Origin of the sequence: Bradyrhizobium sp. CB2312 (assembly GCF_029714425.1) — a bacterium.
GTDB lineage: Bacteria > Pseudomonadota > Alphaproteobacteria > Rhizobiales > Xanthobacteraceae > Bradyrhizobium.
In genome coordinates this window covers 4,751,585-4,774,301 of sequence record NZ_CP121668.1, presented here as the reverse complement: position 1 = coordinate 4,774,301, position 22,717 = coordinate 4,751,585, and the positions used below count along the sequence as shown (strand labels likewise).

Below are 22,717 nucleotides of genomic sequence, written 5' to 3'. Positions count from 1 at the left end.
CCGACCACCGCGAGGACCGCCCCATCCCGGGCTGGTCTTCCGGCTCCCGGACGACAAAGTTGAGAGATGAGATCATGACCAGTCAAGAAAGCTCCGGGCTGATCCTGGCGTTCGCGAGGACGCTTTTTGTCAACGGCCAGGCGACTGATCAGGTCGGCGCCGCAACCAGGCTGCTCGGACGCAGGCTCGGCGTCCGTGCCCGGCTGTTGCCGCGCTGGGGCGAGCTGCGTTTGCGCGAGGAAGCCGACGGCGCGACGTCGATCACCGATGAGCCGGCCGATCCGACCGGGGTCGACATGAGCCGCGTTGCGTCCGCAATGCACGCGATTGCGGACATCGAGGCCGGTCGATTGTCGATCGAGGATGCGCGCAACCGGATCGAGGCCATTGCCGCCGCGCCACCGGCGCCGACCTGGCTCTTCGCGTTGGCAGCGGCAAGCGGCGCGGTCGCGCTCGCGATCATTTTCGGCATTCAGCACTGGCTTACCGCAGTGTTGATCTTCGCGAGCGCCGGCCTGGGTGGGCTGCTTCGGCGCTCGATCGCAAAAGTCAGCACGAATATCTTTATCCAGCCGTTTTGCGCCGCGCTGCTCGCCGGTATCGTCGGCGGCCTTGCCGCGCGCTACCAGCTCAGCACCACGCTCCGGCTGGTCGTGGTGTGTCCGTGCATGGTGCTGGTGCCGGGACCGCATATCCTCAACGGCGTACTCGATCTCGTGAGCGGACGCATTCATCTGGGCGCGGCCCGCCTGACTTATGCCGGCCTTGTGGTTTTCGCGATCTCAACCGGGCTGTTGCTCGGGCTCGCGCTGTTGCATCAGTCACTCCCGATTGACCCGCCGGGCCAGACGGTGCCGCTTTGGCTCGATGTGATCGCGGCGGGCGTCGCGGTCGCCTGTTACAGTGTATTCTTCTCGACCCCAGGGACCATGCTGCCTTGGCCGGTCGCAGTCGGCATGCTGGCCCATGCCTTGCGCTGGGTCGCGATCTCGGAGCTGGGCTTCGGCATGGCGACGGGAGCATTGGTGGCCTGCCTTGTCGTCGGGTTGCTTCTCACCCCAGTCGCGCGCCGCCGCCACTTGCCATTCGCCGCGATCGGCTTTGCCTCGGTCGTATCGATGATTCCAGGGGTCTACCTCTTCAGGATGGCGAGCGGGCTGCTGCAAATCGCAGACACGGCACAAGCGACGTCCGTCCTGGTCGGAGCCACGATTGCCGACGGGGTGACCGCCATTGCGATTGTGCTCGCCATGAGTCTCGGCCTGATCGTGCCGAAGATGGTCATCGACCGCTTCGGTGATCGCCCCGATCCAGTTCAGAGGAGCTGACGACGATAGGGGCCCAGCGCGCGCAGCGAAGGTGCATCCTTGGACGCACCTCCTTCCGGATCGCATCCAGAGATGCGATCCGGATTGAGGGGCGGAACACCTCCTCACCATGCATAGCGCACGGCGCCCTTGCCGACATAGCTGCGCGTGTTGCTTGAGAACTCGCCGTCAAAGGTGCCGATGACGGAGACGCCGTTTGGCCAGGCGATCTCCGCCGAGGCGGTGGTCAGGGCACCATCACGGGCCGGAATGGCACCATTGACGACGAAGCTCACGCCCTGCAACGCCTGGAAGGTCGCGCTGATGCCGCCATCGGTATTGTAGTCGTGGGCCCACGCCGCACGGCCGCGCAGCGTCAGAACCGCGCGGTCGAGCAGGAACGCCTTGTCGCCGCGCAGGCCGAGCTCGCTGCGGGTCGCGGTGCTGGTCCGGGCGTCGTATCTCAGCGCAAAGGTGTTGGTGCCCGACACCGCCTGCTCGGCATAGGCCGGCAGCTGGAACATGGTGACCTGCGCCGCCGCATAGGGCGTGACGCCGAACCAGGGGGTGGCAATCCGGTAGCCGGCCTCGGCCCGCCCGGAATAGGCATTGGCGTTGAAGCGAGCCTGTAGGTGGTCGACGCCGGCGACGGTGACAGTGCGATCGGTGGTGATGTCCTGCCAGCCATAGGCGAGCGTGCCGGCGAGGTAGGCCGGCCCAATGTTGTGGCGCACGAAGCCGCCCGCCTGGAACAGGTCGGAACGGCCGGTGCCGCTGGCGGCGATGCTGTAATTGGTGCCGCCGCCGCCGAGCGCAAAGCCGGCGGTGGTGCTCGGCGACAGCGCGATGTCGGCGCCGGCAACCACGCCATAGATCTGGCTCGTGGTGGTGCCGGAGCCGGTCGTGGCATTGCCGTCCGTGGTCTGGGTGCCGCCGTAGCCGGACGCCCAGGCGCTCCAGCGCGCTTCGAAGCTCGGCTTCAAGCTCGTCTTGGCCGCCTTGGTCATCATGGCATAGGCGTCGCGCTCCGCGCGCGGCCGCGCGCTGGCGTCCTCGTCCTCCTCGCCGTAGCCGATCGCACCGCCGCCCGACAGGCCGCCGCGGCCTTCGATCGACGGATCGGACAGGCGGTTGATGAAGCGGTTCATGACGTCGTTGGTGGTGCGCTGGTTGCCGGTCGCGGTCTCACCGGAGAGCTGGCTCAGCGCGGCGGTCTGGCTCGCGCCGCTGAGGCCGACCACGGCAGCGAAGCCGGGGGGCAGCGTGCCGCCATTGTCGAAGAGGCGCTTCAGCGACGTGCCGACTTGGGTCTGGTTGTCGTTCATGCTGGCCATCGACATCTGCGCCTGAAGATCGAGATAGACGTCGGTCGCCGTGTAGCGCAGGCTGGACGAGAAGCCGGCCGGCAGGCTCACGGTGGTCAGCGAGGCGAAGCTGCCGCTGACGCTCGTCGCATGCAGAAGGTCGTAGCTCTTGCTGACATAACTGCCGGCGGAGAACGTGGCGGACGCGGTGCCGGCGAGGGTCGCGGTGCCGCTGACGGTGGCCGAACTGGCGCTGCTCGGGCTGATCTGCACCGCGTAGGTCGAGCCGCTCTGCAGGGTCAGGTTGCCGACGACCGTGGTCGACGTGCCGGCGGTCCCGGAGCCGGCGGCGAAGGTGCCGCCGCTGGCGATGGTGGTGTTGCCGAGGGTGCCGCTGCCAGTCAGGGTGGCGCCGCTGGCGACGGTGGTGAGGCCGGAGTTGGCGATGCTGCCCTCGACTTCCAGCGTGCCGGCGCTGACCGTGGTCGCGCCGGTATAGGAGTTGGTGCCGGAGAGCGTAAGCTTGCCGGTCCCCGTCTTGGTCAGCGCGATCGTGCCGGAGCCGTCCTCGATCACACCGGAGAATGCGGTCGAGCTGTTGTCGCCGCCGGCGGTCAGCGTCGCGCTCCTGTTGCGGAAGCTGTTGGTGACGGTGCCGGCGCCAGCCAGCGAGCCGACAGCATTGCTGTATGCTCTGAGGTCGAGCGTCGCGCCGCTCGCGACCGTCATCGCTGAATTGTTGCCGAAGACGTTGTTGTTGCCCGCCTGCAGCGTGCCGGCAGCCACGGTGGTGGGGCCGCTATAGGTGTTGGCGATGGTGCCGCCCAGCATCAGTATGCCGGTCCCCGTCTTGGTCAGCCCGGTTTTGCCGGCGCCGTCCTGGATCACGCCGGCGAACGTGGTCGAGCTGTTGTTGCTGCCGGCAGTCAGCGTCGCGCTGCCGGCGCCGCTGTTGGTGACGGTACCGGTGCCGGCCAGCCAGCCGACGGCATTGCTGAATCCTCCGAGGTCGAGCGTCGCGCCGCTGGCGACCGTCACCGCCGAATTGCTGCTGAAGGCGTTGGTCGAACCCGCCTTCAGCGTGCCGGAGCTCACGAAGGTGCCGCCGCTATAGGTATTGGCGCCGGACAGCACCAGCGTGCCGGTTCCTACCTTGAGCAGTCGGATCGTGCCGGTCCCGTCCTTGATCACGCCGGAGAACGTGGTCGTGCTGTTGTCGCCGCCGGTAGTCAGCGCCGCGCTGCCGCTGCTATTGGTGACGGTGCCGGCGCCGGCCAGCGAGCCGACGACATTGTTGAATCCTCCGAGGTCGAGCGTCGCGCCGCTGGCGACCGTCATCGCCGAACTGTTGCCGAAGGCTGTGATCGAGCCCGCCTTCAGCGTGCCGGCGGCCACGGTGGTGGGGCCGCTATAGGTGTTGGTGCCTGATAGCACCAGCGTGCCGGCATAGCCGGTGCCGCCATTGACGACGACGCCGCCGGTCCCGGACACCACACCCGACAGTATCACCGTATTGCCGGTCTGGACGTTGTAGGTCGCATCGCCCGTGGCGGCGATGGCATTGGCGAGGGCGAAGCTGCCGGTGACGTTCAGCGTCACGCCGGTGGTGCCGCCGGTGAGCGTGACGGCGCCGTTGCCAAGCGCGTGGCGATTGGCGATCACGAGGGTACTGCCCTCGGTCACGGTGGTGCCACCGCTGTAGAAGTTGTTGGCCGAGAGCGTGACCGAATTGCCGCCGCTGGTCGTCACCTTGACGGAACCGGCGCCAGTGATGACGTTGGCGTAGCTGGTGCTTCCGCCGGTCTGCAACAGCGTCAGCATGCCGGAGACGATAGCGATATTGCCGGTGAGCGTGCCGCTATTGGTGAGGCTGTTGCTGCCGGAGCTGAAGGTGATGGCGTTGGCCTGCGCGGATCCGCCGCCGGACATGCCGCCGCTGATACTGCCGGCGTTGATGACGGTGAGGTTGCTTCCGACCACGCCGACGCCGCCGGCGCCGACGATGCCGCCGGTGCCGCTGACCCCTGAGCCGAGGGCGAGGCCAGCGGCGCCACCAGCGCCGCCATTGCCGCCCTGGACCACGCCGGCATTGGGTCTGGCCGCTGCCGGTGAAGTACGCGCCGGAGCCGCCATCGCCACCATTGCCGCCATTGCCACCATTGCTAGCGATTGAACTGCCGCCGGCACCACCGGCACCACCGACGCCGCCGTTCGCAGTACCCGACGCCGTCAACGTCAAGTCGCCAGCCCCTATCACGAATGCATGACCGCCAGCGCCGCCACCGCCACCGCCGCCGGCCGGGCCGGCCGCGGGGCCCCCTGCTGCTACGAACGAATTACTGCCGGCACTGCCGGCGTGACCACTGCCGCCAAGACCGGACGCACTAACTGTTCTGGTAGAGGAGAACGCACTGCCGTTATCGCCGCCGTCGCCACCGGCACCACCCCAGCCGACACCGATGCTGGGCCGACCACCGGTGCCGCCAGCCCCGCCGCCGGCACCGCCACCGCCACCGCCCGAGCCGCCATTCTTCGGATCGCTACTATCAGTGCTGCCGTCGCCGCCGGCGGTGCCGTCGGTGCCGCCGGCACCGCCAAGGGTTATGGTGGTATCGATGTTCCTCGTGGCACCGCCGTCACCGCCGCTGCCGGCAAGCGCCGGGGCGGTGAGCGGCTGCAGCGCCGACAGGACAAGAGCGCCCGTCAGAGCCGTTCCTCTGAGAAGCAATCGATATGAAGTTCTATTCGGTTTGGCGGGGGCCAGCGTGCTGCTCCGACCGATCGCCGATTTCACTTCCAACATTCCGTACCCGCCCCGTTACGCCCGCCGCATCGAGGCGGCCCCCTTGGAGCCGAATCCCCGATTGCGGCTCGACTGAATCTTTATCGTCCGCGTTGCTGAATGTGTCGGGCAATGTGCCCGCGCGTTGTAAATGGATGTAAAGACGACGCGCATCAGCGCAGGGACATTTCCGAACGCGCCGATCAATGCCAACAGCCGCGTGATCAACGCTGCTCTCGGATCATTTCATTTTGCTGCGCGAACGCAGCTAATGCTAAAGACCATGACCGGTAACGCACGCTCTGGTCTTCATTCGATGTCGATATTTTCGCAGACCGTTCGCACACACCACGGAATTTGCGTGCATTTGCACCGACTTGAATACGACTGCCTATGCGTGCGTGATGACCGGCCAGCCAACAAACTTCGCCGCCGCGCCGCGGCTTGCAGCGGTCTATCTGCTGACGCTCGTCTCATTCGCCGTGGGATTGGCGTTCACCTGCGCTTTCGCGCAGGCCGGCGAAGATGGAGTGGATCTGGCGCGGATCACGGACGGAACGTCGCTGATTCCGTCGCTGTCCTTTCTCGATGACCGCGAGGGCCGTCTCTCTGCCGACGAGGCGCTTTCGCATTCAGGATGGATGCGGGCTTCGCCGCGAGCGATGACGCGGGGATTCACAAGCTCGGCCTTCTGGCTGCGTGGCACGCTCTATAACAGTGGTGATCAGCCAGTGACGCGATGGCTCTCCGTCGGCAACGAGCGGCTGGAAGACGTGCGCTATTTCCGCTTTGTCCCCGGAGCGGACAAGCCTTCCGAAACGGTGCTCGCCGGCACGCGCATTCCTGTCAGAAGCCGTCCGATCACGGCGGTGCGGTCCGTGTTTCCCGTCACACTTGCGCCCGGCGAGAAGATCGTCTTCGCGCTGCGGGTGCAAAGCCGCTCTACAGTCAATATCCAGGTCAGTGCTTGGAATCCCGCCACCTTCCAGGAGTCGGAGGCGCCCGCCGCACTGTTCGAGTTCCTGTTGATCGGATCGGTGGCGACCATGGCCATCTTCACGCTGGCCCTGAGCTTCGCCCAGCGCGATCGAATTTTCCTGGCTCTCGGCACCGGAGCCATCGCCGAAATCATCTACGACCTCGCTTTCCAGGGGCTTCTGTACCGCTACGTCCTGACAGACGGCGGGGACGTCGTTGTGCGAACGCCCGGTGTCTCCGGCCTGATTGCACACGTGCTTCTGTACATGATGGCAGCGATGTTCATTGGCATCGACCGCATCGCGACCTGGTGGCGAATTCTCTGCTTGTGCAGCGTTCTGCTGCTGGCGGGATCGGTATGGGCTGCGTTCGGCGATTATAGAACCGCGGTCTCCAATCTGACGACCTTGCAGCTGGTCTTCGAGGTTGTCTGGATCGTCGCCGTGCTGGATAGCTGGCGCCGCGGCTTCGGCAATGCGCGGCTCGTTCTGATCGCCGGCGGTCCCGGAGCCATCCGGCTCCTGCTCAATCTCGGCGAAATTCTCGGCCTTTGGTCCTTGCCATGGTTCGTGGGCTCGGCGATCACCTGGAACAATCTCAGCCTCATGCTGCTGCTCATCCTGATCGTGATCGCGCGCGGGCGCGAAGTGCGACGCGCGCGAGAACAAGCCCGCGAGGAATTGATGGCGGTCAAGGAGCACACGCGAGAGAATCTGCAGCGGGCGGTCGAGGAGCGAACACGCGAGCTTCAAGCCGCGCTCCTCGCGGCGGACGAAGCCAATCGCGCCAAGTCGGATTTTCTGACGGTGATGAGCCACGAGATCCGCACGCCGATGAACGGCATGCTTGGCGCCATCCATCTGCTCAAGTCCATGCCGCTGGCAGACAAGGTGCGCACCGCGGTCGACGTCGCCGAACGGACGGGCGCAGCGATGCTGGCAACGATCGGCGATATCCTGGATTTTGCAAGGATCTCCGATCGCAGGCTGGAAACGGAGTACGCGCCCTTCGACGTGCATGCGTTGCTTGCAGATGTCCAGGCGATCATGAGCTTGCGCGCAGAGCAGAAGAATCTGTCGCTCGTGGTCACTACCGACCCGGCATTGCCGATCGCGGTGATGGGCGACGTCGACCGGCTCCGTCAGGTCCTGCTGAACCTCGTCGGCAATGCGGTGAAGTTCACGGCGAGCGGCGAGATTCGCCTGTCCGCGGCTCCCGACCCCAACCGAGCCGACTGGATCCGGCTGCAGGTGACGGACACCGGCATCGGCATCCCGCCGGACAGGATCGACCGGCTGTTCGAGCCCTTTACGCAGGCCGACGCCTCGATCGCACGGCGGTTCGGTGGCACCGGCCTCGGCCTTGCGATCTGCCGGCGGCTGACTGAGGCCATGGGGGGCGACATCACGGCGGAGAGTGAGCCGGGACAGGGATGCACCTTTCTGGTCCGATTGCCGTTGCCGGCGGCTGAAATCGCCGACATCGAAATCCCGTCCCCTGCCGGACGCAACAATGCCGTGCAGACGTCGCGCTGCATTCTCATTGTCGATGACGACGAGAACAACCGCTTTGTCCTCTCCGGCTCGCTCGACGTGATGGGGCATCGCGTGATCGAAGCAACGGACGGTGCGCAGGCACTGGCATTGCTGGCTGCACAGCCGGTGGACCTGGTGCTGGCCGATCTCCAGATGCCCGGCATGAATGGGACGGAATTGGTTCGCCGCATTCGCGCTCTGCCGGCCGATCGCCGAACCGTTCCGGTCGTGGCCGTGACCGCCGATGTCACGGCCGGTGTGGTCGAACGGTGCCTGCAGGCGGGCATGGATGGCTATCTGTCCAAGCCGGTGATGCCCGACGACCTGCATCGCACGATCGATGCCATCTGCGCCGGCGGGCCGTTCGTGCGAACCGGCGGACAGGCGCCCGGGGAGGACTTTCTGGCCTCGCTGAAGCAACAGCTCGGCACGGAGACCGTCGGCCGGTTGGTCGGACAGGCCCTGGCGACCGTCAAGCGGGGCGCGGCAGAGATCGAGGAGTCCCTGCAGCGCGGCGACCGGGCGCGCGCGCGCCAGGCCGCACACCGCCTGGCCGGCTCTGCGGGGCTTGCCGGACTGACGGCGTTGAGCTCGGCGGCGACCACGCTGGAGCATCGCCTCGCCCAGTCGTGGGCCGACGGGCTCGAGGCGGATCTCAACGCCATGCTTGTGCTGGCGGCAAGCTCCGCAGAAGACCTGAAACGGATCTATTCCGGCCTTGCAGAGAACCGGTAGCCGACGCCGGGCACCGTGACGATCAATCGCGGCATGCGCGCAGGATCGCCCAGCTTGCGGCGCAAGCTGCTGACAATGACATCCACTACGCGCGACGACGTACCGATGCTGTCTGACGCGATGGCGTCCAGCAGATGCGCGCGCGACACCGAGCGTCCGGCGGCGGCGACCAGGGCCGCGAGCACGTCGAGTTCAGACGGGGTCAGCGCAATGGCCTCCCCTTGCCTGTTCGTCAGAAGGCGACCGACGGAATCGAACGACCATCCCTCGAATTGCACCGTCGTATCTTTCCCGCTGGGCCGGCGGCCGAGCAGAGCCATCAGGCTTGCGATGAGCTGCTGCGGGTGAAACGGCTTGACCAGATAGTCGTTGACACCGAGCTCCGCCGCGACGCTCCGGCTGACGGCGGAGTCATCCCGCGTCGTGATGCAGATCGGCACGTCCAACCGCGTTCGCAGCTGCCGGACGAGGGCGAGACCCTCTTCGTCGGGAAGGCCGAGGTCGAGGGCGATGGCATCGAAGGGCTGTGCCGGCATGCGCAGGGCAGCACGCATTTCCGCGGCCGTCGACGCGACGGTCACCACGATGCCTTCCCTCTCCAGATAGGCCGCTAGAAGCGTCTGGACAAAGACCTCGTCCTCCACGAGAAGGACCGACGGACGACGTTCTGTCATGGCCTGGTTGATCCATTCCTCGTCGGATCGAGCGCGATCTTTCGCGCACGATCTGCGCCACCGAACAAGGATCAGGCGCCGCGCAAAAAGGCAAGGAGGCAGGACCTGTCCGGGCTCATGCCGCTGGGGAAAGGTGGACCGAGCCAACACCTGCTCTCATCGCGCTTTAGAGACGCCCGCCTTCGCTCGAGACCAGCGCCGCGGTCGTCGCCGGCGGCACCAGCCTGTTCGGCGGCCGCGAAGGCGTCGGCAACACCATCGTTCGAGAACAACCCCATGCACAGTACAAATCATTGAGGAATTTGGCGCGGGGCGACTTGAGCGCCTGCCGCGACGGCGTTTTGACACGTCGGGCAAAACAGGGGCAGGATGTCACCATCGCAACGACCGGGCGTGGCGCCGCGCTGAGCATGAGCCGCGCCCCGAGTTTCGTGACACGGCCCTCGGTCGTCTCCTTCACCCCTCTCCAAAAACCTACCAGATCTCCGAACCAATCATTGTCATGCGGTATTCAGCACTGGTCGCGATCTTGCTGGTCTGGTCGGGGTGGGCAAGTGCCGAGCCCGGGATCGAATGGCAGTTTCTCGCTGCCAATGGACCCACGCAGCGCTCGCCCATTCAAGGCGCCGTCGAGAGCTACGCCCGAAAATATAAGCCGACCGCGGTCATGGTCGTGCAGGACGGCCTCGTGGTCGCGACATCCGGCGACATCAGCCGCAGGGTCAATGTTCGCTCTGTTCGAAAGAGCTTTTTGAGCGCTCTCTTCGGCGTCGCCATCGAACGCGGTCAGATCAAACTTGAAAGCACACTCGGGCAACTGGGCATTGACGACACCGCCCCGTCGCTGACGGCTGACGAGAAGCTTGCAACGGTTCGCCAGCTGCTCATGGCCCGCTCCGGAGTCTATCATCCGGCGGCTTACGAGACGAGCGAACAGAAATCGACGCGCCCGCCGCGCGGCGCTCATCCGCCTGGCACGTTCTGGTACTACAACAACTGGGATTTCAATGCGCTTGGTGCGATCTATGAGAGGGCGACGGGCTCGAACGTGTTCGACAGCTTCGAGAAGCTGATTGCGCGTCCCCTGCGGATGCAGGATTTCACGACCCGTGACGGGACATTCATTGGAGATCATTCCTCTCTTTTTCCCGCCTACGTGTTCAGCATGAGCGCGCGTGATCTTGCACGTTTTGGATTGCTGTTTCTCAACAAGGGGCGATGGAACGACGTTTCCGTCGTTCCATCCCACTGGACGGCAGAGTCAACGAAGGCCTATTCGGAGACCGATCGAAAAGACCGGGGGTACGGCTATTTATGGTGGACCCTCGGTTCCGGTGCTTGGCGAGGCGACGCAATCTTTGCGTCCGGCTACGGAGGACAGTTGATCGTGATCGTGCCGGAGAAGCGTCTGGTCGCCGTTCAGGTCGTTGAATTGAATGAACGCCAGCAGGGAATTCATTCCGCGACTTTTCTCGAACTCGTTCGGCAGGTCAGCCAGGATACAGCCGGGCCGTCGCCCTTCGAGGGCCGCTGAAGGAGCGGCCACCTCAGGGTGACGGTGATAGGGCGACGCTCGCTGCCGCGATCTCCTCACTCCGCCAGCACCTCACCGCGTGCCCATCGCCTCGCGCTTCCAGCACCGGCCCCGGCTCGCTCCGGCACACCGCCTCGGCATAACGACAGCGCGGGCTGAACGCGCATCCGTTTGGCGGATTGAGGGGGTTGGGAAGGTCGCCGCCGGTCGTCGCCAGCGGTGCGTGGCGTAGGGGATCGGGGATGGCTGATATCAGGGCCCGCGTATAGGGGTGCGCGGGACGCTCGAAGATCTCGCGCCAGTCGCCGTTTTCGACGATGCGGCCGAGATACATCACGGCGACGCGGTCGCTCATGTGCTCGACGACGCCGAGGTCGTGGCTGATCATGATGTAGGAAAGGCCGAGCGTCTCCTTCAATTCCAGCAGCAGATTGATGATCTGGGCGCGGATCGAGACGTCGAGCGCCGAGACCGGCTCGTCGCAGATGACGATCTTGGGATTGAGGATCAGGGCGCGCGCAATGCCGATGCGCTGGCGCTGGCCGCCGGAGAATTCGTGCGGGTAGCGGTCGGCCTGCTCGGGCCGCAGGCCCACATGCCGCAGCATGGTCGCGACGCGGTCCTCGATCTCGCTCTTTGCGGTCACGCCATGCACGCGCAGGGGATCCTCGAGCGTGCGGCGGACGGTCTGGCGCGGATTGAGCGAGGCGTAGGGATCCTGAAAGACGATTTGCACGATGCGGGCTAGCGCCTTGCGGTCGCCGGACTGCCGGTTCGTCACGACCTGCCCGTCCAGCACGATGCGGCCGCGCGTCGGCGTCAGCAGGCCCAGGATCGACAGGGCGACCGTCGACTTGCCCGAGCCGGACTCGCCGACGAGGCCGAGGCATTCGCCCCGCTTCAGCTTGAGATCGACACCGTCAACGGCGCGGAGCAGCCGCCGGCCGCGGCCGAACAGCCCACCGCCCAGCGGGAAATGAACCGCGAGGTCCTCGACGCTGAGGATGAGATCATCGTCCACCCTGCCCTCACCCGATTTGTTCTTGGGCTCATGCATGGTGGTGACACCTCACCAGACCGCCGGCTTCCAGCAAATCCGTCTCCGGCGCGACTGTGCGGCAGATCTCGGTCGCCTGCGCGCAGCGCGGATTGAACCGGCAGCCGCTGGGGAAATTCGTGATGGCGGGGACGACGCCCGCGATCTCCTTCAGCCGCGTGCGGCCAAGCGCTGCGCGGCTGCCCAGCCGCGGCAGCGAGGCGACCAGGCCTTGCGTGTAGGGATGTGAGGGCGTCCGGAAAATATCGGCCGAGCCGCGCTCCTCGACGATGCGGCCGGCATACATGACGGCGACGCGGCGGCAGACATTGGCGACGAGACCGAGATCGTGGCTGATCATCAGGATCGCCGTGCCCCGCTCGGCGCACAAATTGCGCATCAGCTCGATGATCTCGGCCTGCACGGTCACGTCGAGCGCGGTGGTCGGCTCGTCCGCGATCAGGAGATCCGGACCGCAGGCCAGCGCAATGGCGATCATGACGCGCTGGCGCATGCCGCCGGAGAGCTGGTGCGGATAGTCGTTGACGCGCCGCTCGGGCGCGGGGACGCGGACGCTCGCCAAGGCCTCGACTGCCAGCCGATTGGCCTCCCGCCAGCTCTTGCCCTTGTGCAGCACGAACATCTCGGCGATCTGCCGTCCCACCGGCGAGACCGGGTTCAGCGCCGTCATCGGCTCCTGGAAGATCATGGCGATGCGGTTGCCGCGCAGCTCACGCTGCCTGGCCGTCGAAAGGTGCTGGATTTCCTGCCCGTCGAACCGGATGACGCCGCCGCCGATCGACAGCGGCGGCCGCAGCAGGCCGATCAAGGCGAGCGCCGTGATGCTCTTGCCGCAGCCGGATTCGCCGACCAGGCCGAACGTTTCGCCGCGATCGATGCGAAAGGAAATGCCCTCGGCCGCCGCAACCCGCCGCGATCCATCGTCGAGATCGATGCGCAAATCCCTGACTTCGATCAGCGGCGCGCCAGTCATGTCCGCCGGCTCCGCGACTGGGGATCGAGAATGTCGCGCAGGCCGTCGCCGAGCAGGTTCAGGCCAAGCACGGTCAGGAAGATGGCAAGGCCGGGAAAGATCGAGAGCCACGGCGCCGTCGTGATCTGCTCGCGCGCCTCCGACAACATGCTGCCCCAGCTCGGAAACGGCGGGCGGACGCCGAGGCCGAGGAACGACAAGGCGGCTTCGGACAGGACCGCGCTGCCCATGCCGAGCGTGCCGATGACGACGATCGGCCCTAACATGTTGGGCAGCAGCTGCGTGACCATGATGCGCAGATCGCCATAGCCGAGCACGGTCGCCGCCTGCACATAGCCCTGGCTCCGCAGCGACAGCGCCGAGGCCCGCGCGATCCGGCAGGTGAAGGACCAGTTGGTCAGCCCGAGCGCGATCAGGAGGCTGGTCAGGCCGGGTCCGAGCACCGCCATGATGGCGAGCGCGAAGATCAGCGAGGGGATCGCGAGCATGAGGTTGGTGAGCGCATTGACAAAATCGTCCCACCAGCCGCCCCAATAGCCGGCGCTGAGGCCGAGGGCGACGCCGATCACGCTGTTGATGAGCTGCGAGACGATGCCGACCGTCAGCGAGACGCGGGCGCCGTAGACGACGCGGGAATAGATGTCGCGGCCCTGGTCGTCGGTTCCGAACCACCAGGTCCAGCTCGGAGGCTCCTCCGCGTTCACCAGATTGGCGTCGAGGACCGGATCGGTGTGCGCCAGCCACGGTGCAAGAAGCCCAACCAGGATCGCGAGCGCGAACAGCGCGCCGCCGATGATGAGATTGGCGCGGAGCTTCATGCGTATCTGATCCTCGGATCGATCACGCCGTAGAGCACGTCGATCAGCAGATTGATCGCCAGAAAGGCCAGCACCACCACGAGAATCGAGCCCTGGACGGCTGGAATGTCGCGCTGGAGCACGCTGTCGACAAGCAGCGAGCCGATGCCCGGCCAGGAGAACAGTTTCTCGACGACGACCGCCTGCCCCATCAGCCCGCCGAACTGAAGCCCGACGGTGGTGAGAATGATGACGAGCGCATTGCGCATCACGTGCCACTTCACGACCCGCGTCTCGCTCATGCCCTTTGAGCGCGCGGTGCGGACGAAATCCGCGGTCATGATCTCGAGGACCGCGGCGCGCGTCGTGCGGGCAAACAGCGCCATCGGCGAGACGCCGAGCGTCACGGCCGGTAGCAGCAGATATTGCAGTCCCCCGTCGCCATAGCCGAAACTCGGCAGCCAGCCGAGCTTCAGCGCGAACAGGTACATCAGCACCAGGCCGAGCCAGAACTTGGCGATCGAAAGGCCCGACACCGCCACCACCATGGCAAGCGTATCGACGATGCCGCCGGGCCTCAGCGCTGCAATGAAGCCAAGCGGCACACCGATCAGAATCGCAAACGCCATGGCCGCGAAGATCAGCTGCAGCGTCGGCCATGCCCGTTTGGCGATCATGCTCGTAACAGGCTCGCGGGTCCGGAACGAGGTGCCGAAATCGCCCGTCGCGAGCTTGGCGATGTAGGCGCCGAACCGCACATAGACGGGATCGTCGAGACCGAGCTGCTTCTTCATGCGCAGCTCGACTTGGGGATCGCTATCGTCACTCATGGAGGAGACGATACTGCCGGGAACGACGCTGAACAGCACGAAGACCAGTAGCACGACGGCGAGCACGGTCGGAATGGTTTGCAGCAGGCGACGGAGCAGGAACGAGAGCATCTCAAGCTTTCCTCTCTCCCTCCATCGTTCGGCGCGATGGAGGGAGCGCGAGAGCGCGTGTCACTTCGCGGGCGAGGTCTCGTCGACCCAGAGGTCCTCGACGTTCTGATGGGTCAGCTCCGTCGCGTTCAGCTGAACGCCCTTGAGCCATGGCTGCACCGCCATGACCGCCTTGTTGTAGTTGAAGAACCAGACCGGCGCCTCCTCGTAGAGCAGCGCATTGGCCTTTTGCAGCAGCTCGGTGCGCTTTGCGGCATCGTCGGCCTGCCCTGCGGCATCGATCAGCTTGTCGAAGTCGGCATTCCTGTAGTTCATGTAATTGCAGGCCGGCTGCGGCGTCGAGGAGTGGAAGCATTTGAGCGCGGCCTGGGGATCCGGGCCGCTCTGCTGGGAGTAGATGAAGGCCTGGTAGTCGCCGGTGCGAACCACCTCCGCCAGTACCGCGGTCTCGACCTGCTTGACCTTCGCCTTGATGCCGACCTTGTCGAGCATCGGTATCACGGCCGAGACGATCGGCAGGCCCCAGCTTTCGTTCTGGCTGGTGGTCCATTCGAACTCGAAGCCGGAGGGATAGCCGGCCTCGGCGAGCAGCTGCTTGGCCTTGGCGGGATCATAGGGATACGGCTTCATCGCCTTGTCGTAGGCGGGCGAGGTCAGCGGCAGCCAGCTGGTGGCGCGATAGGCCTTGCCCTTGACCAGCTTGTTGATGATCAGGTCGGTGTCGATCGCGTAGTTGATCGCCTGCCGGACGCGCTTGTCGGTGAACGGCTTGAAGGCGGGATTCATCCCCATGTAGCGCGTGAAGACCTCGGCGACCTCGACGATGGTGCCCTTGAGATTGGCGTCGGACTGGTAGGCGACGTATTGCGCAGGTCCCAGCACCGAGGTGTCGATCTCCTTGTTGCGGAAGGCGACGTCGCGCGCCGCGGCCTCGGCCATGATCGACACGACGATCTTGTCGGCGTAGGGCTTGCCGGGCTTGTAGAACCGGTCCCAGCGCTCCAGCACGATGCGCGATCCCGGCACGTGCTCGACGAATTTGAACGGTCCGAGACCGATCGGATGCTGGATGAAGCTGTCCTTGGCGGCCTCGTCGGCGGGATAGATCGAGGTCAGCGCGGTGAAGAAGTAGAAGCCCGGATCGACCTTCTCGGTCAGCTTCATCTCGAGGGTGAAGTCGTCGATCTTCTTCAGGCCAGATATTTCTTTGGCCTGGCCTTTCTCGACCGCAGCCGCGCCCTCGATGACGCGGACGAAGCGCGCACCGGGAAAGGCCTTGGTGCCGTCCATGATCCGTTTATAGGACCAGATGACGTCGTCGGCCGTCATCTTGCGGCCATTGTGGAAATAGGCGTCGTCGCGGAGCTTGAAGGTGTAGACGAGGCCGCCGCCCGAGACGACGACCTCCTTGGCAAGCTCCGGAACCGGCTTTCCTTCCGCGGAATCCCAGATGTAGAGCGAGCGATGCAGGGCCTTGGCGTAGATCTCGTCCTGGGCGCGCTGCGTGGTGTGAATGTCGAGGCTGGTGAAGCTCGAGCCGTAAGGCGCGGTCATGCGGATGGTTCCGCCCTTGCGCTGGGTCTGGGCCTCAACGGATCCGGTGAGCGCCAGTCCCAAACCCGCGACAATCGCAATCATCCTGAACATCATGTGTCCCCCAACAACGCAGGCATTCCGATCAGGGATTTGATCATTCGTCGGCTGTCGAACGCAAGCTTCGTTTTGATGGCGACCGATGCCGGTTCCAGAAGGCCACGGAGACCTCGGTCAGGTTGCATCCCCCAGCGATGCAAGCCGCCGATTGACGCGGTACGTCATCGAGCGACCGGGATCAGTGAACATTTTTCGTGATCGACGCGACCAAGCTCAGGATCGTTATCTGAGCCCCAGGGATCGCGGAAAAAATGAAGCGCCGAACGTTAGGTATCTTGCTCGCGGGCAGCCTCGTCGCTGCGACAGCGGCGATGGCGATCCCCATCACACCGGACCCTGCCCGGGACAATCCGACTGAGACCATCCACGCTGGGCGGTCCCACACCTCGGGGCCAGACGGGTATGTCGACGACACCTGGTGGGCGGCGAGGGACCGTTGCGCCCCCGACTATCTCGGTGAGCGCCTGCTCTGCAACGCCTTTGGCGTGCTGACACGGGCCACAAGCCGGACCTTCGAGGACAAGATGTCCGAAGGCGTGGGCCTGCCGCTCCCCGACGGTTGGGGCCTGATGACCGCGAAGAACTCGCCCTTCATCCGGTCGGCTCACGCCGAGACGCCGCTCGATGTGATGGCCGTGCTCGGCTTCTATCGCGCCGCACTCGGCGGGCGCGGCTGGACGGAGAATGACGGAGCGACGGTCGAGCCCGGTCGGGCCATTGTCGCCTTCACGACAACCGATGGGCCGGCGCTGCTCCGGCTCATCCGTCAGGACGGCAGGACCATCGCCGACCTTTCGCTGCGCAAGCCGGCGGTCGCAACGTCAGGCATTCTGCCCAAGCCGGGGCAAGTGAGGCTGTTGCTCGGCAACAAGACCGATCAAGCGGCCGAGATCACCGTCAATGAGCGAACCATCAAGCTGGCGGCGCGCGCCGGAGAAGACCTGGCGGACTCCGACGCTGCTTCGGGCGAACTGCCTGATAGCCAGAAGATCGATCTGCCGCCGGGCAAGTACAAGGTCACCGTCAAGCCGGACGGCAGCGCGGCGCAGAAGCGCGAGTTCGAGGTTGCAGCCAACGAGACCTGGGGCCTGCTGGTCGGCCCGGACGGCGTCCCGCTGCCGATCCGGCTGTATTGAGGCCCTGCTCCCTCCGCCGTCATTGCGAGCGAAGCGAAGCAATCCAGACTGCCGCCGCGGAGAGACTCTGGATTGCTTCGTCGCAAGAGCTCCTCGCAATGACGGAGCGACAGATGCGCCCCCATCATGAGGTTCAGTCAGCCTGACAATTCCGGCTGCCAGTCCCGCAGCTTTCGCGCGGCGCCGGTGACATCAGTGATCGTCCGGAACGCTGGCGCTTCCACCATCATCCCGCGCGCCAGCCGCACGGCGCGCGCCTCACTCACCGCCCGCCTCTTCGGATCCTCGATCAGCTCGAAATCGATGTTGTGGGCGAGGCCGAAGATGCGGCGGATGGTTTTGGCGGCGGCGAAGCCGACCGTGTCGGTGAACAGGCGCTGCATGTAGGCCTGCCGCTCGGCCTCGAGGCGCATCGCGCCCTTCTCGCCGGTAAAGAGTGAGACCGGATAGGCATCGCCGCTGGCCTCCGACCGCCAGAGATGAAGGAACTTTCGCGCGAACTCGTTCCAGACCTGCTCGACCGTCTCCAGCACCCAGGCCTCGAACGCAGCCCGCTCGCCGGGCGTCCGCTCGTGGCCTGCGGAGGCGAAACAGGCCATCAGGAGGTTCGCCAGCACCGCGCCGACGTCGAACCCCATCGGGCCGTAGAACGCGAATTCGGGATCGATCACGCGCGTCTCGCCGTCCGTCACCATGATCGAGCCGGTGTGGAGATCACCGTGCAGCAGCGCCTCGGGGCTTGCCATGAACTTCAGCTTCAGCCGGGAGATCGCGACATGCAGCTCCATGTCATCGCGCAAGGATGCGGCGAGGCCATCGAGGTAAGGCGTGGTCCAGCGGTTCTGCTCGGCGATGCGGTAGGGATCGGTGAAGATCAGATCCTCGGTGATCTTGCACAGCGCGTGGTTGCCGGCGAAGGCCGCGATGCCTTCCTTCTTCTCGGCCGCCGACAGCGCAAGGTCGGAGGTGAAGAACATGGTGCGCGCCATGAAGGTGGTGATGTCATCGACGAAGCGCGGATAGTGCGTTGCCGCGACGAGGCCCTTGCGCATGATGATGTGCGGCTCGAGCAGCTCCATCACCGTCAGCGCCAGCATCTCGTTATGGTGCAACAGCGCCGGCACGAGCCCCGGCGCGAGCTCGGCCTGCCGGGACAAGGCCAAAAATTCGTAGTGGGCCCGCGACAGCGGCAGCGGCCAGCTCTCGCCGACGAGGCGGACGTAAGGCAGCGCCTGCTTCACGGCGACGCCGCCGCGCGCGCCCTTGACGATGAAGACGAGGTTGAGATTGCCGTCGCCGACCTCGGTGATGGCCCAGGCGGCCGGCTCGCCGCCGAGGAGCACTTTCAGCTCCGGCAGGCCCGCGAGATAGTCCCGCAAAGCCGCCTCATGCAGAATCCGATAGTCCCCCGCCTGCCCTTGCGTCATGACGATTCCATCCCGCTCATTTGGCATGATCTTCTCGGAAAACCGCTTCGCACTTTGCGCTAACGCGGCCCTTCGGGTCCGGATCATGCTGATACGGGCCGGATCGTTACTCCCGCTCCAAGAAGCTCGAGCCGATCTCGGCCTTTCTTTTGATGGGATCGTAATCGCAATAGACGCCGTCCGCCACCAGCGTGTAGCTGGCGCTGACCGTGTATTTGTCGAGCTTGACCGAGTTCAGTCCGATCACCGAGGTGCTCTTGCCGCCGTTCCATTTGAACGGCGTCGAGCTCTTGGCCTGCTCGCAGGCCATCACCGCCTCGTTGAAGACATAGCCCTCGACGAACGCCTTCAGCGTCCGCACCTGCGCCGCCATCCTCCATTCGAAATAGCCGATGGCCCCGAGCCCCGCGACGATCAGCACCAGCAGTGCGACGACGATCCGCTGAAATGTCATTCATGCCCCCGATAAAACAAGCGCAAATTCTAAGCGAGTGACGAAACGAAGCAAAGACTATCGCCGAAGTACCTCACCTCTCCCCAGCGGGGAGAGGTCGGATTGCTATGGCGCGCAATTGCGCGCCTGAGCAATCCCGCGGCATCCGGTGAGACCATAACCCCTCACCCGGATCGCATCTTACGATGCGATCCGACCTCTCCCTTCGGGAGAGGTGAAACTAGAACGGCATGCCCATCAGTTTCGACAGGCGTTCGATCGAGAGATAGCCGGCGTGGTAGGCGGCCATGCCGAGGCCGTAGACGATCGCCGAGATGATCGTGGTCCAGATCAGCTTGCGGCCCATCCGTGTCAGGATCGGTGCGCCGGGATCGGTGCCGGGCACGCCGACGCCGTCTTCGTGCTGGCTGCGCACCCCGAACGGCAGCGTCAGGAACAGTGCGATCCACCAGATGACGAAATAGATCGCGATGGCGGTCGATATCTGGATGGCCATGGGACGGCCTTATGCCTGCTCGATCTCGACCAGCGCGCCGGAAAAATCCTTGGGGTGCAAGAACAGCACCGGCTTGCCGTGGGCGCCGATCTTCGGCACGCCGTCGCCGAGCACCCTGGCCCCCTCCTTCACCAGCGTGTCGCGCGAGGCGATGATATCGACGACCTCGTAGCAGACATGGTGGATGCCGCCATCGGCGTTGCGCTCGAGGAATTTTGCGATCGGCGAGGCTTCGCCAAGCGGCTCGATGAACTCGATCTTGGTGTTGGGAAGCGTCGCGAACACCGTGGTGACGCCATGCTCGGGCAGCGGAACGGCTTCCGAGATCTGCGCTCCGAATGCCGCGCCGTAGATCTTCGCGGCCTTGACGGCGTCCCTGGTCGCGATCGCGACGTGGTTGAGGCGACCCAGCATGTTTCTTCTCCCTCAAGGCATGATCCGGAGACCACGCCCAATCTACACCGTCAGGACATGTACCAGACAGGGGGGCTTTTTGCCCCAATGTTCGTTGATCACGGCACGGACGGCGCGCCGCACCGATTCTCCCAAAGCGTCCGGATCGCGGCGGCGCGCCCGCGGCAGGCCCTCGATGGTGGACATCACGGCGTCGAAGACGATGTCGTCGAAGGCCTCGCCGGCCCTGTTCTTCTCGGGGATGCCGACGAGATCGACCTCGGGATCGTCGGCGAGCTCGCCCTGCTCGGTCATGGCGATCGCGACGAAGGCGCAGCCGGAGAACGCCATGCGGCGGCGCTCGACCACGGCGCGGGATTTGGAATCCTCCAGGATCGTGCCGTCCTTGTAGAGCCGGCCCGAGGGCACCTCGCCGACGATGCCGGGATCGCCGGGGCCGAGCTTGACGAGGTCGCCGTTGCGGCAGACCAGCACGCGCGGCACGCCGGCGGCGCGCGCAAGTTTTGCGTGCTCGTTCAGATGCAGGGCCTCGCCATGGACGGGGATCAGCAGCTGCGGCTTCACCCAGGAGATCATGTCGCGCAGCTCGTCGCGGCGGGGGTGGCCGGAGACGTGGACCAGATGATCGCGGTCGGTCAGGACCTCGACGCCCTGAAGCACCAGATTGTTGATGATCGAGCCGACGGCCTTCTCGTTGCCGGGAATGGTGCGCGAGGAGAAGATCACGCTGTCGCCGCGGTTGAGCGTGATCTCGGGATGGTCGTCATTGGCGATGCGCGCCAGCGCGGCGCGCGGCTCGCCCTGGCTGCCGGTGCACAGCGCCAGCACCTTGTCCTGCGGCAGATGGCCGTAGACCTCGGGCGAGCGGAAATTCTGCACGCCGTCGAGATAGCCGGTCTCGCGCGCGACCTGCACCACGCGCTCCATGGCGCGACCGACCACGACGACCTCGCGGTCGGCGGCTTTCGCAGCATCGGCCACGGCCTTGATGCGGGCGACGTTGGAGGCAAAGGTCGTCACCGCGACGCGGCCCTTGGCGGCCTTGACCAAGTCGATGATGGTTTTGGCGACCTCGGCTTCCGACGGCGAACGGCCGTCGCGCACGGCATTGGTGGAATCGCCGATCAGGGCGAGAACGCCCTCTTCGCCGAGCTCCCGCAGCCGCTTCTCGTCGGTGGGACGTCCCAGCGTCGGGGTCGGGTCGATCTTCCAGTCGCCGGTGTGCAGCACCGTGCCGGCTTCGGTGTGGATCGCCAGCGCGTGCGCTTCGGGAATCGAATGCGCAACGGGGATGAACTCGACGTTGAACGGTCCGACATCGATGCGGCCGCCGGAGGGGATCACGGTGACGGGAATCTCCGGGGCGTTGCGCTCGGCGGCGCATTTGGCCTCGAACAGCGCCGCGCTGAACTGCGTCGCGTAGATCGGGCATTTCAGTCGCGGCCAGAGGTCGATGATCGCGCCGAAATGATCCTCATGGGCATGGGTCAGCACCAGGCCCATCAGGTTCTTGCGTTCCTTCTCCAGGAAGCTGATGTCGGGCATGATCAGGTCGATGCCGGGCAGATGCTCCTCGTCGCCGAAGGAGACGCCGAGATCGACCGCCAGCCAAGAACGCTGGTGGCGGTTGCCGAGGCCGTAGATCGACAGGTTCATGCCGATCTCGCCGACGCCGCCGAGCGGCGCAAACACCAGTTCGTCGGGCCTCGCCATCATGCAGCTCCCACCGAGCGCACCGGGCCGAAGAACACCTCGCCTGCGGCGATCGGCACAAGGCGGCTGTCCGCGGTGCGGACGATCAGGCAGCCGGTGTCGTCGATGGTGTCGAAAGTGCCTTCCAGCGTCATGGTTCCCGTGTTGATCGCAACCCGCTCGCCGAGGCCGGCGGCGCGCTCCAGCCAGAGTTGTCGGATTTTGGCAAAGCCGCGGCCATTGTCCCAGATGCCGCGGAACTCGACCCAGGCGTCCGACAGGGCCGTGAACAGCTCCTCCGCGCTGATCTGGACCCCGAGCGCGGCCAGCGACACCGCGGGCGTCGGGGTGCCCTCGGGCGCTGCGACGACGTTGGTGCCCATGCCGGCGACGACGGCGAGCCGGTCGCCGACGGTCTCGGCCTCGAGCGCGATGCCGACGAGCTTCTTGCCGTCCGCGAGCACGTCATTCGGCCATTTCAGGGCGTAACGGGGACGGCCCTCGCCGAGACGCAGGGCGGCTTCCAGGCTGACCTTCTCCAGCGCCGCCTCCTGCGCCAGCCCGGCCGCAAAGCCGAGGGTGGCGGCGACGGCCGGGGCGACGTCCATGACTTCGAGGATGCTGGCGGCGAGATTACCCTTGGGTGCGATCCAGGCGCGCTGGCGGCGGCCGCGGCCGGCGGTCTGCTCATCGGTGACGAACCACATTGGGCCGCGTTCACCGGAGCGCGCGTGCTCGATCGCATCGGTGTTGGTCGAGCCGGTCCGTTCGAACGCCGCGAGCTTGTAGCCCGCGGACTGTGCGCGAGGACCGAGCGCGAACACCATC

Annotated in this window: 18 protein-coding genes; 5 read left to right on the top strand and 13 right to left on the bottom strand. The window is 65.6% G+C overall.

Annotated features, from left to right (window positions below; genetic code table 11):
* Positions 1-74 precede the first annotated feature (74 nt).
* Positions 75-1,328 (top strand): threonine/serine exporter family protein, encoded by a 1,254-nt coding sequence (locus tag QA642_RS23485; protein ID WP_283086702.1) that lies wholly within the window; start codon positions 75-77, stop codon positions 1,326-1,328.
* 104 nt (positions 1,329-1,432) lie between these two features.
* Here the strand turns inward: QA642_RS23485 and QA642_RS23480 are convergent, their stop codons facing one another.
* The gene (locus tag QA642_RS23480; RefSeq protein WP_283086701.1) at positions 1,433-4,762 is read right to left on the bottom strand and encodes an autotransporter domain-containing protein; all 3,330 of its coding nucleotides are present in this window, start codon (positions 4,760-4,762) and stop codon (positions 1,433-1,435) included.
* Between the two features lie 112 nt (positions 4,763-4,874).
* On the opposite strand from QA642_RS23480, the gene QA642_RS23475 reads away from it, so the two are divergent.
* Positions 4,875-5,348, top strand: a complete 474-nt coding sequence (locus tag QA642_RS23475; RefSeq protein ID WP_283086700.1) for a hypothetical protein — start codon at positions 4,875-4,877, stop codon at positions 5,346-5,348.
* A 449-nt stretch (positions 5,349-5,797) separates the two neighbouring features.
* On the top strand, positions 5,798-8,641 hold the full coding sequence (locus QA642_RS23470) for a hybrid sensor histidine kinase/response regulator (RefSeq protein WP_283086699.1): 2,844 nt from the start codon (positions 5,798-5,800) through the stop codon (positions 8,639-8,641).
* Here QA642_RS23470 and QA642_RS23465 read toward each other — a convergent pair.
* A complete protein-coding gene (locus tag QA642_RS23465) occupies positions 8,614-9,315 on the bottom strand; it encodes a response regulator transcription factor (RefSeq protein ID WP_283086698.1) in 702 nt (233 codons plus the stop codon). The genes QA642_RS23470 and QA642_RS23465 overlap by 28 nt on opposite strands.
* A 502-nt stretch (positions 9,316-9,817) precedes the next feature.
* Between QA642_RS23465 and QA642_RS23460 the strand changes: the two genes are divergently transcribed.
* Entirely contained in the window at positions 9,818-10,849 is a 1,032-nt protein-coding gene (locus tag QA642_RS23460) for a serine hydrolase (RefSeq protein ID WP_283086697.1), read from the top strand.
* A gap of 13 nt (positions 10,850-10,862) precedes the next feature.
* On the opposite strand, the gene QA642_RS23455 is transcribed toward QA642_RS23460, so the two are convergent.
* From QA642_RS23455 to QA642_RS23435, 5 genes are read right to left on the bottom strand one after another with little or no spacing between them, the layout of a single operon-like run.
* Complete coding sequence (locus tag QA642_RS23455) at positions 10,863-11,906, bottom strand: oligopeptide/dipeptide ABC transporter ATP-binding protein (protein WP_283086696.1); 1,044 nt, start codon at positions 11,904-11,906, stop codon at positions 10,863-10,865.
* A complete protein-coding gene (locus tag QA642_RS23450) occupies positions 11,899-12,879 on the bottom strand; it encodes an ABC transporter ATP-binding protein (protein ID WP_283086695.1) in 981 nt (326 codons plus the stop codon). The genes QA642_RS23455 and QA642_RS23450 overlap by 8 nt, the downstream gene beginning before the upstream one ends.
* The gene (locus tag QA642_RS23445) at positions 12,876-13,697 is read right to left on the bottom strand and encodes an ABC transporter permease (protein ID WP_283086694.1); all 822 of its coding nucleotides are present in this window, start codon (positions 13,695-13,697) and stop codon (positions 12,876-12,878) included. Before QA642_RS23445 ends, QA642_RS23450 begins: the two co-directional genes overlap by 4 nt.
* The gene (locus QA642_RS23440; protein ID WP_283086693.1) at positions 13,694-14,617 is read right to left on the bottom strand and encodes an ABC transporter permease; all 924 of its coding nucleotides are present in this window, start codon (positions 14,615-14,617) and stop codon (positions 13,694-13,696) included. Before QA642_RS23440 ends, QA642_RS23445 begins: the two co-directional genes overlap by 4 nt.
* A gap of 60 nt (positions 14,618-14,677) precedes the next feature.
* Positions 14,678-16,267, bottom strand: a complete 1,590-nt coding sequence (locus QA642_RS23435) for an ABC transporter substrate-binding protein (RefSeq protein ID WP_283086692.1) — start codon at positions 16,265-16,267, stop codon at positions 14,678-14,680.
* 254 nt (positions 16,268-16,521) lie between these two features.
* Here QA642_RS23435 and QA642_RS23430 point away from each other — a divergent pair, with 254 nt between their 5' ends.
* Complete coding sequence (locus tag QA642_RS23430; RefSeq protein ID WP_283086691.1) at positions 16,522-17,406, top strand: hypothetical protein; 885 nt, start codon at positions 16,522-16,524, stop codon at positions 17,404-17,406.
* Positions 17,407-17,543: 137 nt separating this feature from the next.
* On the opposite strand, the gene mtnK is transcribed toward QA642_RS23430, so the two are convergent.
* From mtnK to QA642_RS23400, 6 genes are all read right to left on the bottom strand, one after another.
* Positions 17,544-18,833 carry an S-methyl-5-thioribose kinase gene (gene mtnK, locus QA642_RS23425; RefSeq protein WP_283086958.1) on the bottom strand — a complete coding sequence of 430 codons (1,290 nt, stop codon included), beginning with the start codon at positions 18,831-18,833 and terminating at the stop codon, positions 17,544-17,546.
* Between the two features lie 106 nt (positions 18,834-18,939).
* Entirely contained in the window at positions 18,940-19,287 is a 348-nt protein-coding gene (locus tag QA642_RS23420; RefSeq protein ID WP_283086690.1) for a hypothetical protein, read from the bottom strand.
* A gap of 220 nt (positions 19,288-19,507) precedes the next feature.
* Positions 19,508-19,783, bottom strand: coding sequence for a DUF1467 family protein (locus QA642_RS23415; protein WP_283086689.1), 276 nt, complete (start codon positions 19,781-19,783; stop codon positions 19,508-19,510).
* A gap of 9 nt (positions 19,784-19,792) precedes the next feature.
* Positions 19,793-20,197: a methylmalonyl-CoA epimerase gene (gene mce / locus QA642_RS23410; RefSeq protein ID WP_027559475.1), complete on the bottom strand. Its 405-nt coding sequence runs from the start codon at positions 20,195-20,197 to the stop codon at positions 19,793-19,795.
* 42 nt (positions 20,198-20,239) lie between these two features.
* Positions 20,240-21,910, bottom strand: a complete 1,671-nt coding sequence (locus QA642_RS23405; protein ID WP_283086688.1) for a ribonuclease J — start codon at positions 21,908-21,910, stop codon at positions 20,240-20,242.
* Positions 21,910-22,716: a biotin--[acetyl-CoA-carboxylase] ligase gene (locus QA642_RS23400; protein ID WP_283086687.1), complete on the bottom strand. Its 807-nt coding sequence runs from the start codon at positions 22,714-22,716 to the stop codon at positions 21,910-21,912. Before QA642_RS23400 ends, QA642_RS23405 begins: the two co-directional genes overlap by 1 nt.
* Position 22,717 lies beyond the last annotated feature (1 nt).

Bases quoted from the DNA above. Each gene is read 5' to 3' on its own strand.
- QA642_RS23485 (WP_283086702.1), top strand. From the start codon at position 75: ATGACCAGTCAAGAAAGCTCCGGGCTGATCCTGGCGTTCGCGAGGACG.
- QA642_RS23480 (WP_283086701.1), bottom strand. From the start codon at position 4,762: ATGGCGGCAATGGTGGCGATGGCGGCTCCGGCGCGTACTTCACCGGCA.
- QA642_RS23475 (WP_283086700.1), top strand. From the start codon at position 4,875: ATGACCGCCAGCGCCGCCACCGCCACCGCCGCCGGCCGGGCCGGCCGC.
- QA642_RS23470 (WP_283086699.1), top strand. From the start codon at position 5,798: ATGACCGGCCAGCCAACAAACTTCGCCGCCGCGCCGCGGCTTGCAGCG.
- QA642_RS23465 (WP_283086698.1), bottom strand. From the start codon at position 9,315: ATGACAGAACGTCGTCCGTCGGTCCTTCTCGTGGAGGACGAGGTCTTT.
- QA642_RS23460 (WP_283086697.1), top strand. From the start codon at position 9,818: ATGCGGTATTCAGCACTGGTCGCGATCTTGCTGGTCTGGTCGGGGTGG.
- QA642_RS23455 (WP_283086696.1), bottom strand. From the start codon at position 11,906: ATGCATGAGCCCAAGAACAAATCGGGTGAGGGCAGGGTGGACGATGAT.
- QA642_RS23450 (WP_283086695.1), bottom strand. From the start codon at position 12,879: ATGACTGGCGCGCCGCTGATCGAAGTCAGGGATTTGCGCATCGATCTC.
- QA642_RS23445 (WP_283086694.1), bottom strand. From the start codon at position 13,697: ATGAAGCTCCGCGCCAATCTCATCATCGGCGGCGCGCTGTTCGCGCTC.
- QA642_RS23440 (WP_283086693.1), bottom strand. From the start codon at position 14,617: ATGCTCTCGTTCCTGCTCCGTCGCCTGCTGCAAACCATTCCGACCGTG.
- QA642_RS23435 (WP_283086692.1), bottom strand. From the start codon at position 16,267: ATGATGTTCAGGATGATTGCGATTGTCGCGGGTTTGGGACTGGCGCTC.
- QA642_RS23430 (WP_283086691.1), top strand. From the start codon at position 16,522: ATGAAGCGCCGAACGTTAGGTATCTTGCTCGCGGGCAGCCTCGTCGCT.
- mtnK (WP_283086958.1), bottom strand. From the start codon at position 18,833: ATGACGCAAGGGCAGGCGGGGGACTATCGGATTCTGCATGAGGCGGCT.
- QA642_RS23420 (WP_283086690.1), bottom strand. From the start codon at position 19,287: ATGACATTTCAGCGGATCGTCGTCGCACTGCTGGTGCTGATCGTCGCG.
- QA642_RS23415 (WP_283086689.1), bottom strand. From the start codon at position 19,783: ATGGCCATCCAGATATCGACCGCCATCGCGATCTATTTCGTCATCTGG.
- mce (WP_027559475.1), bottom strand. From the start codon at position 20,197: ATGCTGGGTCGCCTCAACCACGTCGCGATCGCGACCAGGGACGCCGTC.
- QA642_RS23405 (WP_283086688.1), bottom strand. From the start codon at position 21,910: ATGGCGAGGCCCGACGAACTGGTGTTTGCGCCGCTCGGCGGCGTCGGC.
- QA642_RS23400 (WP_283086687.1), bottom strand. From the start codon at position 22,716: ATGGTGTTCGCGCTCGGTCCTCGCGCACAGTCCGCGGGCTACAAGCTC.